Source organism: Coriobacteriia bacterium (assembly GCA_041658765.1).
In the GTDB taxonomy this organism is placed as follows: domain Bacteria; phylum Actinomycetota; class Coriobacteriia; order Anaerosomatales; family JBAZZO01; genus JBAZZO01.
This window is the reverse complement of sequence record JBAZZO010000014.1, coordinates 1-13,380: the sequence shown is the minus strand read 5'-3', so window position 1 is coordinate 13,380 and position 13,380 is coordinate 1. Positions and strand designations below refer to the sequence as shown.

General features: G+C 68.8%; 12 protein-coding genes. 9 read left to right on the top strand and 3 right to left on the bottom strand.

The window, feature by feature from the left end; translation table 11 throughout:
• Nucleotides 1-218: 218 nt before the first annotated feature.
• Nucleotides 219-1,787, top strand: a complete 1,569-nt coding sequence (locus WC971_08600; GenBank protein MFA5844870.1) for an oligosaccharide flippase family protein — start codon at nucleotides 219-221, stop codon at nucleotides 1,785-1,787.
• On the opposite strand, the gene WC971_08595 is transcribed toward WC971_08600, so the two are convergent.
• Together WC971_08595 and WC971_08590 are read right to left on the bottom strand one after the other, a co-directional pair.
• Entirely contained in the window at nucleotides 1,784-2,116 is a 333-nt protein-coding gene (locus tag WC971_08595; protein MFA5844869.1) for a DUF86 domain-containing protein, read from the bottom strand. The two genes, WC971_08600 and WC971_08595, sit on opposite strands and share 4 nt — an antisense overlap.
• A complete protein-coding gene (locus WC971_08590) occupies nucleotides 2,106-2,399 on the bottom strand; it encodes a nucleotidyltransferase family protein (GenBank protein ID MFA5844868.1) in 294 nt (97 codons plus the stop codon). Before WC971_08590 ends, WC971_08595 begins: the two co-directional genes overlap by 11 nt.
• A gap of 202 nt (nucleotides 2,400-2,601) precedes the next feature.
• Here WC971_08590 and WC971_08585 point away from each other — a divergent pair, with 202 nt between their 5' ends.
• From WC971_08585 to WC971_08555, 7 genes are read left to right on the top strand one after another with little or no spacing between them, the layout of a single operon-like run.
• A complete protein-coding gene (locus tag WC971_08585; GenBank protein ID MFA5844867.1) occupies nucleotides 2,602-3,600 on the top strand; it encodes an NAD-dependent 4,6-dehydratase LegB in 999 nt (332 codons plus the stop codon).
• Complete coding sequence (locus WC971_08580; protein ID MFA5844866.1) at nucleotides 3,593-4,771, top strand: LegC family aminotransferase; 1,179 nt, start codon at nucleotides 3,593-3,595, stop codon at nucleotides 4,769-4,771. The genes WC971_08585 and WC971_08580 overlap by 8 nt, the downstream gene beginning before the upstream one ends.
• A 22-nt stretch (nucleotides 4,772-4,793) precedes the next feature.
• Entirely contained in the window at nucleotides 4,794-5,456 is a 663-nt protein-coding gene (locus WC971_08575) for an acetyltransferase (GenBank protein MFA5844865.1), read from the top strand.
• On the top strand, nucleotides 5,453-6,481 hold the full coding sequence (neuB, locus tag WC971_08570; protein MFA5844864.1) for an N-acetylneuraminate synthase: 1,029 nt from the start codon (nucleotides 5,453-5,455) through the stop codon (nucleotides 6,479-6,481). The genes WC971_08575 and neuB overlap by 4 nt, the downstream gene beginning before the upstream one ends.
• A 41-nt stretch (nucleotides 6,482-6,522) precedes the next feature.
• Nucleotides 6,523-7,704: a UDP-N-acetylglucosamine 2-epimerase gene (gene neuC / locus WC971_08565; protein ID MFA5844863.1), complete on the top strand. Its 1,182-nt coding sequence runs from the start codon at nucleotides 6,523-6,525 to the stop codon at nucleotides 7,702-7,704.
• Nucleotides 7,705-7,712: 8 nt separating this feature from the next.
• A complete protein-coding gene (locus WC971_08560; GenBank protein MFA5844862.1) occupies nucleotides 7,713-8,984 on the top strand; it encodes a hypothetical protein in 1,272 nt (423 codons plus the stop codon).
• Nucleotides 8,985-8,999: 15 nt separating this feature from the next.
• Nucleotides 9,000-9,266, top strand: coding sequence for a HigA family addiction module antitoxin (locus tag WC971_08555; protein MFA5844861.1), 267 nt, complete (start codon nucleotides 9,000-9,002; stop codon nucleotides 9,264-9,266).
• A 21-nt stretch (nucleotides 9,267-9,287) separates the two neighbouring features.
• Here WC971_08555 and WC971_08550 read toward each other — a convergent pair whose 3' ends face one another.
• Nucleotides 9,288-9,575, bottom strand: a complete 288-nt coding sequence (locus WC971_08550) for a hypothetical protein (GenBank protein ID MFA5844860.1) — start codon at nucleotides 9,573-9,575, stop codon at nucleotides 9,288-9,290.
• A 92-nt stretch (nucleotides 9,576-9,667) separates the two neighbouring features.
• Between WC971_08550 and WC971_08545 the strand changes: the two genes are divergently transcribed.
• Nucleotides 9,668-13,294, top strand: coding sequence for a PKD domain-containing protein (locus tag WC971_08545; GenBank protein MFA5844859.1), 3,627 nt, complete (start codon nucleotides 9,668-9,670; stop codon nucleotides 13,292-13,294).
• The last annotated feature ends 86 nt before the right edge of the window (nucleotides 13,295-13,380 follow it).

The following is a 13,380-nucleotide window of genomic DNA, read 5'->3' as shown; positions in this document are numbered from 1 at the left end:
GACTCACAGCGCGTTCACCAGGGGCGGGAAGGTGAGTCCCGACGGGCGATCCGGAGCGCAGGCCGAGACCGCAGGGCTCGGCCGTGGCGCGGAGCTCGCCCGAAGGGGCTTACCTTCCCGCCCCGCCTCATCACGTCTCGGTGACGCCCGGGGGCGCCCCGGCCTGTTCGGATGGTAGGATTCGGCGAGACGACGCCGCGAGAGGGGACGCACGCCGCGTGTTCAAGGAGATCAAGCGCGCCTTCAAGGACACCACGGTCTACGGCCTGGGGAGCATGCTCCCGAAGGCCGCGGGCATCATCCTCGTCCCCATCTACACTCGCTTCCTGCTCCCGGCCGACTACGGCCTCATGTCGCTCGCCACGATGGTCACGTCGATGGTCGGCACCATCATGCTCGTCGGGCAGAACGGCTCGCTGACGCTGTACTTCCGCGCGACGCAGACGGAAGGGAACGAAGAGGAGATCCGCTCCCTGCTCTTCAGCGTCGTCGCGTTCGTGATGCTCTTCGCGGGCGTGCTCTTCGGGCTCGCGATGGTATTCGGACCCGCCGCCGCCCCGCATCTCATCCGCTCGAAGGCGTTCACGTTCAACCCGTACCTGGTCGTCGCGCTGTCGACGGCGTACCTGGGCTTGCCGCTCGCACTGCTGCAGGCGGTCAACCGCGCGCGCGGGCAGGCGGCGACGCACACAGCGTTCCAGCTGACGAGCTTCGCGCTCAACACCGCCTTCACGCTCTACTTCGTCGTGGCGGTGCGCCAAGGGGCGCTCGGGAGTCTCAAGGGCACGCTCGCCGCGGCGATGCTGCTTGCGCTGCCCGCGCTCGTCCTGCTCGCGCGCGAGATGCGGCCGGCGTTCTCGTGGAAGTGGCTGCGCCGCTCGCTCGTCTTCGGCCTCCCGCTGGTGCCGCACTTCTTCGCGGGCTGGATACTCACCTTCGCCGACCGCTACATGCTCGAGCGCTACACCTCGTTGCGCGAGGTCGGCCTCTACTCGCTCGCCTACAACATCAGCATGGTGATGAACCTGGTCTCGGTCGCGATCAACCAGGCGTGGGGGCCGATCTACTACGACCTCGCCGGCCGCGAGGACGGGCGCAAGATGCTGCCGAGGCTCACCACCGTGTACGCGGCGGTCGTGACGGCGGCGGGCATGGCGTTCATGCTCCTCGCTCGCGAGCTGCTGCTCTTCCTCGCCGCGAGCCGGTACCACGAGGCCGCCGGCGTCGTGCCGATCGTCGTCGCCGGGTACTGGGGCTTCGCGATGTATTCGGTCTTGTCGACCGGCATCTTCTACGCGAAGAAGACCGGCTGGGTGCCGCTCATCTCGGCTATCGCCGCAGTTTTCAACATCGGGCTGAACTGGTGGCTCATCCCGCGCTACGGCATGTTCGCCGCGGCATGGAACACCTTCGCCGCCTACCTGCTGATGGCCGCGATCTCCCGCGTGGTGAGTGGGCGGTTCTCGCCGGTCGGATTCGAGGACGCGCGCCTCGCGAAGACCGCCGCGATCTTCCTCGGCGTCTTCGCCGCCGGTCTCGGCGTCACATCTCTCGGGCTCCCGCTGCTCGCGACGATCGCGCTGAAGCTCGTCGTCCTCGTGATCGGTCTCGCCGCGTTCGTGGCGCTCGACGTCATCACCCCGCGCGAGCTGCGGCAGACGCTCGACTGCGTGCGGGCGCGCCGCGGGCGGCTCGCCCCCGACGAGGAGGCCGCGCTGGCGGCGCAGTCCGAGGAGACCGCCGGCCACACGGCGGACGACACCGGCTTCGAGCACGGGGAGCGCTAGGCGCGGTACGCGCGGACCGCCTCCGCCAGGAGTGGCACTTTGACCGTCGCGGCATCCCAGACGATGTCCAGGTCCACCCCGAAGTACTCATGTATGAGGACGTCGCGCATCCCGGACATCTTGCGCCACTCGACACCCTCGATCTTCGCCTTGATGTCGTCGGGCAGCTGCTTGGCGGCCTCACCGATGACCTCGAGATTCCGGAGGACGGCGTCCTGCAGCAGAGGTTGGCCAGCGAACGCATCGCGGTCGATGCCGGCAAGGTACTCCGCGATCCTGCCGGCGGAATCGAGGATGTCGTCCAGGAAGACGAGCGGATCACGCGACAAAGCGGGCCTCCGCCAGGATGCGATCGCGGATGCGCGGCTTGAGCGTGCTCGCGATCACCAGGTCGACCCGTCTGCCGATCAAGTCCTCAAGACCGAACTTGAGGTCCATGTATGCGTCGAAAGACGACCGCTCGAACTCGACGAGGACGTCAACGTCGCTATCCGGGAGCGCGTCACCCCTCGCCATCGAGCCGAAGACCGCGAGACGAAGTACGCCGTAGCGCCGCTCGTACTCAGGCGTGGCGCCGGTGATCGCGGCTATGATGTCGGTCGCGGAATCCATGGTCCCTCCGAGTCGCAGATCCAAGGGCCATCGAGGCTGTGGGATCACATGAAGTATACCGCGGCTCGCGGTCGTGCGTTCGAGAGTGCGTCGGCGACCATGCTAGGCGCCGTCACCGTGCCGTCGCTCCACCGTCACGCCGCGATGGTCGCACGCACGCGGTCCGACCCGTACAATCATCGGTGACGGAAGGGGTCGACCCATGGATCTGCGCGGCAAGAAGGTGCTCGTCACCGGCTCGGACGGCTTCATCGGGAGCCACCTCACGGAATCGCTCCTCGCGCACGGGTGTGACGTGCGCGCGTTCGTCTTCTACAACTCGTTCAACTCGTGGGGATGGCTCGACACGCTCGATGCGGACACGCTGCGCGGCCTCGACGTCTTCGCCGGAGACGTGCGCGATCCCAACGGCGTGCGCGAGGCGATGAAGGGCGTGGACGTCGTCTTCCATCTCGCTGCGCTCATCGGGATCCCGTTCTCGTACCACTCGCCCGACTCGTACGTCGACACCAACGTGCGCGGCACACTCAACGTGCTCCAGGCGGCGCGCGATCAAGGAACGGCCCGCGTCGTCGTCACCTCGACCTCGGAGGTCTACGGGACCGCGCGCTACGTTCCCATCGACGAGAACCACCCGCTGCAGGGGCAATCGCCGTACTCGGCGTCGAAGATCGGCGCCGACAAGATGGCCGAGTCCTTCTTCCGCAGCTTCGACCTGCCCGTCGTCACCGCGCGGCCGTTCAACACGTACGGCCCGCGCCAGTCGGCCCGCGCCGTCATCCCGACGATCGTCACGCAACTGCTCTCAGGGGCGAAGACGATCGAGCTCGGCTCGCTGAGCCCGACGCGCGACCTCAACTACGTCGCCGACACGTGCGCGGGCTTCATCGCCCTCGCCGAGTGCGACGAAGCCGTGGGGCGCGAGGTCAACATCGGCAACGGCAAGGAGATCTCCGTCGGTGAGCTCGCCGAGACGCTCATCGCGATCACGGGACCGGGCGCGACCGTCACGACGAAGGACGAGCGCCTGCGCCCCGCGAAGAGCGAGGTCGAGCGGCTGCTCGCCGACACGACGCTCATCCGCTCGCTCACGTCGTGGGAGCCGAAGGTCACGCTGCGCGAAGGGCTTGAGCGCACCGTGGAGTGGTTCCGCGACCCCGCGAACCTCGGCCGCTACAAGTGGGACCTCTACAATGTCTGACGCGCCGTTCCTCCCGCTGAGCGAGCCCGTGCTCGGCGGCAACGAATGGAGATACGTCAAGGAGTGCCTCGACACCGGTTGGGTCTCGACCGCCGGCCGCTTCGTGACCGCCTTCGAGGACTCGATGTGCGACCGAACGGGCGCGCCGAACGCCGTGGCGTGCCAGAGCGGCTCGGCCGCGCTGCACGTGGCGCTCCTCTCTCTCGGCGTCGGTCCCGGCGACGAGGTCATCGTCCCGACGATCACCTTCATCGCGAGCGTGAACGCCGTCGCTTACACCGGCGCGTCGCCGGTCTTCATGGACTGCGACGGCTTCATGGACATCGACCCGGCGAAGGTGGCGGGCTTCCTCGAGTCCGAGTGCGAGAGGACGGACCGCGGCGTGGTCGATCGCGCGACCGGGTGCGTCGTCAAGGCGATCATGCCGGTGCACGTCTTCGGCAATCCGTGCGACATGGTCTCCCTGCTCGAGATCGCCGACGTCTGGGGGCTGCCGGTCGTCGAGGACGCCGCTGAGTCGATCGGCTCGACGTGGACCGCGGGCCCGCTCGCGGGACGCCATACCGGCTCGGTCGGGACCTTCGGGGCCTTCTCGTTCAACGGGAACAAGATCATCACCTCGGGCGGCGGCGGCATGCTCGTCAGCCCGGACGCGGCTCTCGCCCAGCACGCGCGACACCTCACGACGCAGGCGAAGGCCGACACGGTCCGCTACATCCACGACGAGGTCGGCTACAACTACCGCCTAACCAACGTCCAGGCCGCGATCGGCCTCGCGCAGCTCGAGCTGCTCGACCGCTACATCAAGGTGAAACGGGAGAACCACGCGGCGTATGTCGATGCGCTCCAGAGCGTGCCGGGGGTATCGGTGCTCGGGGTGCCCGAGGGGACGAGCTCGAACCACTGGTTCTACTCGGTGCTCATCGAGCCGGACGAGGCGGGAGCCGATCGCGAGAAGGTCATGGCCGCGCTGCACGAGGAGGGCATACAGAGCCGCCCCGTCTGGGAGCTCAACCATCGCCAGGCGCCGTACCGTGCCGCGCGTGCGTGGGGCATAGAACGGGCACAGTGGTTCTGGGAGCGCGTGCTGAACGTCCCGTGCAGCACGAACCTCACAAGGACCGACGTCGAACGCGTCGCGCGGGTCGTGCGCGACGTCTGCCGCGGCTAGCGGCGGGCGAGGGGGGAGCTCGGTGGAGCGCATCATCGTCATCGGCGGAGGCGGCCACGCGAAGGTCGTCGTCGACGCGCTGCGCGCGGGCGGTGTCTTCGAGCCTCTCGGCGTGCTCGATCTGCCCTCACGTATGGGTGAGGAGGTGCTCGGCGTCCCGGTCGTCGGCGGCGACGAGGACCTACCGAGGCTGGTGGCCGAAGGCGTGAGCGCGTGCGTCATCGCCTTGGGATCGACCGGCGATCCGGCCGCGCGCGTGCGCCTGTTCGATCTTGCGAAAGCGGCCGGGTGCAGCCTGCCCGTGGTGGTGCATCCGCGCGCGTGGGTCTCGCCCGCTGCGACGCTAGAGGAAGGCGTCTTCGTCGCCGCGAACGCGTCGGTAGGTCCCGGCAGCGTCATCGGGGCGTGCGCGATCGTCAACACCGGCGCGGTCGTCGACCACGACTGCCGCGTCGGCCGGTTCGCCCACATTGCGCCGGGAGCCGCGCTCTCCGGCATGGTCGAGGTCGGGGACCGCAGTCACATCGGCACCGGCTCGGCCGTCAAGCAGGGCGTGCGCATCGGCGCGGGTTCGGTCGTCGGCGTCGGGAGCACCGTCGTCGACGATATCGACGAGGGCGTCATCGCCTACGGGAATCCCTGCCGCCCGGTGTGGGACCGCCCGACCGAGGGAGGTAGTCGATGAGCGACGCCCGCAAGCGCACCGGCTCGCGCGTGCTCGTGATCGCCGAGGCCGGCGTCAACCACAACGGCTCGCTCGCTCGCGCGCTCGAGATGGTGGACGCGGCGGCCGAGGCCGGAGCGGACGCCGTGAAGTTCCAGACGTTTTCAGCGGCGACGCTGTTGACACGCATCGCGCCGAAGGCCGGCTACCAGGTCGAGACGACCGGGGACGACGAGTCGCAGTACGACATGCTCGAACGCCTCGAGCTCACCGAGTCCGACCACATCGCGCTCATGGCGAGGTGCTCGGAACGGCACATCACCTTCCTCTCGTCGCCGTTCGATCTCGAAGCGATCGATCTGCTCGACGGGCTCGGCGTGCCGATGATCAAGGTCCCGTCCGGCGAGCTCACGAACCTTCCGTACCTTCGGCGCGTCGGCGAGCTCGGCTGCCCGGTCATCCTCTCGACGGGGATGGCGACGCTCGACGAGGTCGGCGCGGCGCTCCACGTACTGAAGGCCGACGGCCTTCCCTCCTCCGCCGTGACGGTGCTTCACTGCACCACCGAGTACCCGACGCCGATGGTCGAGGTGAACCTGCGGGCGATGAACACCATCCGCGATGCCTTCGGCGTGCGGGTCGGGTACTCCGACCACACGCGTGGCACCCACGTCGCGGTGGCTGCGGTCGCCCTCGGCGCCGTGATGATCGAGAAGCACTTCACCCTCGACCGGACGCTGCCCGGCCCGGACCATCCGGCGAGCGCGGAGCCGGAGGAGCTCGCCGCGATGGTCGCGGCGATCCGCGACATCGAGGTCGCGCTAGGGACGGGCGTCAAGGTGCCTAGCGCGACGGAGGTGCGCAACGCCGCGGTGGCTCGCAAGAGCATCGTCGCCGCGCGGCGGATCCGCCAAGGTGACGTCCTCGTGGAAGCCGACCTGGCGGTGAAGAGGCCGGGGACGGGCATCAGCCCGATGCTGTTGGACGAGGTCGTCGGGACGATCGCGCGGCGCGACTTCGACCCGGACGAACCGATCGAGCTGTGAGACGAGCCGCCCTCAGCGGGGCGGAGAGACGAGGCGGGGAGATGGCCGAACGCGTCTGTGTGGTGACCGGCACCCGTGCCGAGTACGGGCTCTTCCGCCCGCTGCTCGACGCGCTCGAAGCCGATCCGGCGTTCGACGTCCTGCTCGTGGCGACCGGCGCGCACCTCTCGCCGGCCTTCGGCATGACCGTCGACGAGATCCTCGCGGACGGGCGAAGGGTCGACGAGCGGGTCGAGATGCTGCTCGCCAGCGACACCGAGGTGGGCGCCGCGAAGTCGACCGGCCTCGGCGTGATCGGTTTCGCCGACGCGTTCGCGCGCCTCGCTCCCGACTGCGTCGTGCTCCTGGGCGACCGCTTCGAGACGCTGTCGGCGGCCGTCGCCGCGCATCTCGCGCGCATCCCCATCGCGCACCTCCACGGCGGCGAACTCACCGAGGGAGCGATCGACGACGCGATGCGCCATGCGATCACGAAGATGAGCATGCTCCACTTCACCTCGGCCGAGCCGTACCGGCGCAGGGTCGTCCAGCTCGGCGAGGAGCCCGACCGCGTCTTCGCCGTCGGGGCGCTCGGAGTCGACAACGCGCTGAACGTGGAGCGCCTTTCCCGCGAGGAGCTCGAGAGCGAGATCGGGTTCGAGCTCGGACCGTGCAGCGCGGTCGTGACGTTCCACCCGGTGACGCTCTCCACGAGCGGAGAGACGGAGTTCGCGGCGCTGCTCTCGGCTCTCGAGCGCACTTGCGACCTCCGGCTCGTCTTCACGCGGCCGAACGCCGACCCCGGGAACCGCGGGATCAACCGGATGCTCGACTCCTTCCTCGACGCGAACCCCGACCGGTCCGTCGCCTACGCCTCTCTCGGCAGCGTGCGATACCTGTCGCTGCTCGCGCAGGTCGACGTCGTCGTCGGCAATTCGTCGAGCGGGGTCATCGAGGCGCCGTCCTTCGGCGTCCCCACCGTCGACGTCGGCGACCGCCAGCGCGGCCGCATCGCCGCCGCGAGCGTCTTCCGCTGCGAGGCGGACGAGGACGCGATCCTCGCCGCCGTCGAGCGCGCGCTCACCCCGGCGGTCCGCGCGGCGGCGAAGGGCGTGGCGAACCCGTACGGCGACGGCCGCGCGGCGCAGCGCATCACGGCGGTCCTGCGCGAGCGGCTCCCGTCGCTGCGCGACACGCGCAAGCGCTTCCACGACGTCGCATTCGACCTGCCCGCCGAGGGTTAGGCGCGCCGGTGGCGGGGCTCGACGTCGAGCGTCTCGTGTGGCGCGCCATCTCGCGCGGCCACGACACCGGCCTCATGGCGCGCTCGCTCGCGCTGCGTGTGCTGCCGGATCCCGGGCCGCGCTCGTGGCTGCGCGACCGCGCGCGGTTCCTGCGCACCGTCACGCTCTCGCCGCTGCGCCGGCTGCGCGGCGCCGAGCCGCTCGAGAACCGCGTCGCCGTCTACGACCCGGCCGCGCCGAGCGCGCGCTTCCGCGAGTACCGCCGCTTCTTCGTCCGCCACCACTTCGGGACCGGCGTCGACTTCGTCGGCCGCGGCTGCTATCGCGTGCCGGCCGCCGGCCGTCCCGGCCGCAGCGCCGGGTGGTACGCGCGAGGCGTGCTCGCCGGCCTCGGCGCGCTGCTCGACTGGTCCCCGAGGCGCTACGCGTGGCTCGGCGGAGTCTTCCTCGACATCCAGGCGTACCTGCGCGCGGCGCCGGGGCTCGAGCGCGTCTACCTCTTCGGCCTCTACGACCGGCGGCCGTACGTGATGGCCACCTTCCTCCACGAGCACACAGACCTCGAGGTCTACGTCGTCTTCCAGAACATCCCGCTCTACCGGAACTGCCGCTACTTCCATCTGCCCGTGCCTGTCGTGCTCACGTCGAAGGTGAATCTCGCCGAGGTGGAGCATTACCGCGCGGAGGGGCATTTCAAGGCGAGCGAGGTCCTCTACCGCGGGCAGGAGTACCTGCTCGACACGATCGATCTGGAGCCGGGCGAGCCGCGCTACGACATCGGCTTCTTCTCGTCGGGGGAGTGGGCGCGCCGCGGCGGTCTCTACCAGTGCGACGATGCGGAGGCGATCCGGCGAGGCGATCATCTCGGGAATCCGTACCACGTCGCCAGCGAGGCCGCGATCGAGGCGCTCGCGGAGTACGCGCGCGAACGCGGTCGCACGCTCGTGATCTACCCGCATCCCCTCGAGCGGGAGCTGATGGCGCGGCATCGCATCGACCCGCCGTGGGCGCGCCTCGTCGATGGCGGGCGCGTCTTCCTCGACGGAAGCGGGGAGTCCTCGCGCTCGAAGGTCTACGAGTGCCGCGTGGCGGTGACGCTCCAGTCGTCCTCGATGTGGGAGCGGCTCGACCTGGGGCTGCGCGACTCGTTCGTCTACGAGTTCGGCGACCCGGAGATGGACTCGTTCTCGCGCGAGTCGCTCGGGGAATACGCCGAGAACCTCTACCGCGATACGGCGGAGCTCATCGCGAAGGTCGACGCGGCGCTGTCGCGGGGGTAGGGTCGAGAAGAGGTGATGACGGTGCCCAAGCTCAAGCCAGTGACCCCCGGCGAGCTCCTGCGCGAGGAGTTCCTGGTACCGATGGGTCTCTCCCAGTACCGCCTCGCCAAGGAGATCGGCGTGCCGGCACAGCACATCGGCGAGATCGTCGCCGGTAGGCGCGCGATCACCGCGGACACCGATCTGCGCCTCTGCAGGTTCTTCGGCTTGTCCAACGGCTACTGGCTCCGCGCCCAGGCAGCCTACGATACCGAGGTGGGCGCGAAGCCGCACACGGCGTGACTCCGCGAGCGCAGCCTCACGCTACCTTGAAGAGAAGGAGCGGGAGAGCGAGAGCCCCGGGGCCGTGACGGTGGTCGGGAGACCGGCGATGGCGGTACGGGAGATCGCGAAGGGAGAAGCGCCGGTGAGCAGATCGTCCGCGTCGTAGGACAGCGCCTGCACCGTCCCTGCGCAGCCCATGCTCGAGAGCGCGAAGTCGGTGTTGTAGGAGAAGACCAGGGTGCCGCTGGCGGAACCGGAGCGCCCATCGCGCGAATCATACCGTTCGTCGGTTTCCCGAGAAACTCGCCGTTCTGTGATGTGGGTCACTGACAGGACCTGCCTGGATGATGCAGGATGACGGAATCGGGGAGTCGTGCGGCTGCCGAGGGGACGGTCGGTCGCGCAAAGGGGGTCGTCACATGCCGTTCCGTCGTGTCCTGGCGCTGCTACTCACTTTCGCGATGCTCGTGCCGCCTCCGGCCGTGGCGGACACGTGGGGTCGCGAGAACTACAAGATCGAGGATCTCGCGACGCCGCAGCTGGTCGCGCCGGCCGGCGAGGTGCTCACCGTCTCTCCGACGTTCTCCTGGCTTCCCGTTCCTGGCGCGACGCGCTACGAGATCAGGATCGAGACCAAGAGCGGCGATAACGTCTTCCGCCGCGATGGGCTGCAGGCCACGACGTTCAGCGTTCCGGGGGCGGTGCGCTTCACCTACGGGAGCGAATATCGCTTCACCGTGCGCGCCTACGAGCACAGCACACACCGTGCAAGCGCGTATGCGCCATTCCTATCCTTCACCCCCGTACGCGCGTACTCGAATACCGCCCCGACCGCCCGCGCGAGTGCCTCGCCCGATACCGGATTCGCGCCGTTGGCGGTCTTCCTCGACGCTTCGCACAGCACGGATGCTCAGGGCGATGCGCTCACGTTCGCGTGGGACGTCGAGCCCGATGGCCGCATCGACTCCACGGCGACCGTGGTGTGGCACACGTACGCGACGCCGGGCGAGTACCATCCGACACTGACCGTGACGGACGAGCACGGAGCGGTGGGGACAACGAGCACCGCGGTGCGTGTGCTGCTCGCACCCCCGACGGTGGAGGCCGCCGTCTCACCCCCGACGATCGTCCGTGGCGGGGTCGCGCTGCTCTCCTGGGGCAGCACGGGTGCTCAGAGTGTCGTCATCGAGCCTGGCATCGGACCGGTGGCTTCCTCGGGAACGATCGCCATTATGCCGCTGTTCGACACCACGTACACGGTGACCGCACGCAACGCTTCGGGCGAGGCGAGCGCCACGGCGTCCGTCCACGTTGCGCTCCCGGCTCCTGTCGCCAGCATCTCCATCTCCCCCGAGCGCATCCTCGCGGGCGGCTCCGCCCTGCTCTCATGGTCGGCCGTCGACGCCAGCGAACTAACCCTGTCCGGGGTCGGCCCCGTGCCGCCGACGGGAAGCATGCTCGTGTCGCCGGGCGAGGACGCGACATACACACTCCTCGCCCGCAACGAGACCGGTGAGGCATCGGCGAGTTGTGCACTTTCCGTCAACGCAGTCCCGCGCGCCTCCATCACCGCCGATCCCGCCGAAGGCTTCGCGCCGCTCACCGTGGGCTTCGACGCCGCCAGCAGCCTCGATTCCGACGGTGCGATCACTATATACGCTTGGGACTTCGGTGACGGGGAGCAGGGAACCGGTCAGGTGGCGAGCCACACCTACGTGCTGCCCGGCACCTATACCGTCACCCTGACCGTGACCGACGACGAGGGTGCTTCGGACAGCGCGACCGCTGACGTGCGGGTGCTGCTCGCTCCGCCTCGAGTGACGATTGCCGCTTCGGCCGACTACATCGTGAGCGGGGGCAGCATCCTTCTCTTCTGGGGAAGTGAGGGCGCCGACAGCGTCGTGCTCTCTCCCGGCATCGGGCCGGTGTCGGCCTGCGGCACACGTGCCGTCTCACCTGTCGTCGACACGACATACACCGTCGTCGCACGCAACGCCGCAGGCGAGGTGAGCAAGACGCTCGTGTTGCGCGCCGTGCCCGTCTCCGCGATGCCGGCGGGGAGTCTAGGTGAGGAGTACCTCGGTCTGACGCCTTCCGATGCGCGAGTGGGTTCGTACTACTCACCACGGTTCTCGGTCATCACCGGCCTCGTGCGGGATGCGGACGGGATCCCGCTGGCGGACGTGAAGGCGGTCGTGCGCGGACATGGCGAATACGGCAGCGTGCGCACCGACTCGAGTGGCCGCTTCGCGATCCCGGTGCATGGCGGCGGGTCACTGACCCTGGACTACACGAGATCCGGCTTCATCTCCGCATTCCGCGATGTGCCGGTGGGGTGGAACGAGGTCGTGGCGGCGCCCGATGTCGACCTCGTGCGCGCGGACACCGCAGCTACCTGTGTGACGTACACGGGCAGCGCCGCAGACGTGGCCGTCCACGTCTCGACCCCCGTCAGTGACGAGGACGGTACGCGGTCCTGTGCCGTCGCCATCACCGGTGATACCCGCGCGTACGCCCGCACGCCCTCGGGAGGCGAGGTCGCGCTATCCGCCATAACACTTCGCGCGACCGAGTTCGCGACCGAGACAGCGATGCCCGCAGCACTGCCGCGTCTATCGGCTTACACCTACTGCGTGGACATCTCCGCGGACGAGGCGACGAGCGTGCGCTTCTCCAAGCCGGTCGCGATCTACGTCGACGACTTCCTCGGCTTCGCCATCGGCGAGCCCGTGCCGGTGGGCTACCTCGACCGCGACCGTGGCATCTGGGTGCCGTGCCCGGACGGCTACGTGGTCGCGCTGGTGGACGGGAACGGGGACGGTGCCGTCGACGGGGTGGACGCGACGGGGGACGGGGTCGCCGACGACATGGACGGCGATGGCGCGACGGTCGATGACGCGGCCGGCCTCAACGACCCTGCTCGATTCACGCCGGGGAAGCGATCCATGCGAGTCGTCACAGACCACTTCTCGACGTATGACTTCAACTTCGCCTACGGACCGCCGGACGATGCGCGTGCGCCGGGTATCCCGAGCGAGTCGTATGTGGATCGCAGCGACCTTCCCTGCGAGCAGTGCGTCGGCTCGAGTGTCGACCGGCGCAACCGCACTTTCTCTGAAGACGTTCCGATTCCCGGCACGGAGATGAGCCTGCACTACGAGTCGCGCCGGACGCCGGGAGGTTTGCCCGTCTTCGAGGTACCGCTCTCCGATCCCTCACGTCCGGCCAGCGTGGAGTCGGTCGTGGTACGTGTCCGGGTCGCCGGCAGAGAGCTTGGAGGTACGCTGCCGGTCGCATCGGGCGTGCCGGATGCGGTGTCGCTGACCTGGGACGGGCGCGACTTCCGCGGGCGTGTCGCGGCCAGCCCGCAGATCGCCATCGTCGAGGTCGGATACGTCTACCGCGCGGTCTACTATCGCAACCGCAACAACCCCTGGAGCACGAACAACATCGGGGTCAACGCATCGTTCGGCGGATTCGGGATCCTGCCGACCGACGTAGCCGCTCGTCCGCGCTACACGCTCTGGAGCCGTATGCGCGTGCATGTCGACCCAGCGCCTGCCACACCGGACTCGGCCCCGGACTCCGCCGAGCGAGGCACGCTCGCACGCGGTTGGACGCTCTCCGCTCAGCACTCCTTGAGCCCTCAGGATCCCGGGCTGCTCGTCAAGGGCGACGGCGGGTTCCTGAGGCCCGACCCCGACCTTATCTCGACGGTCGCGGGTCTGCACGTGCGCGACCTCGCGGCGATGCCCTCGGGTCGCTTGTTCACCTCTTGCGCGGACGGAGGGTTATGGCTCATCGATCCGACTGATGGTAGCACCGGGCGGCTTAGTAACACCTACTCATGGGCGGTGGCGGTCGATCCCCAAGATAATCTCTATTACGTTTCCGAAGGCCGCGTGAATCGCATTACGACCGCAGGCGGTTGGAAGTGCATGGCGGGAAACGGGCAAACGGTCAAAACGTACGAGGACGGCGTGCCGGCGACCTCCGTCTCCGTTTCGCCCTATGTCCTGGGTTCCGCAGCTAACTCCCGCGAATAGTCCGCGTTTGATGGGTCTAAGCTGCGAAGACGAGCGATCATGCGCAGAAACGGCGTGTATCTAGGCGTCCGTATTCCCGCTGGTCA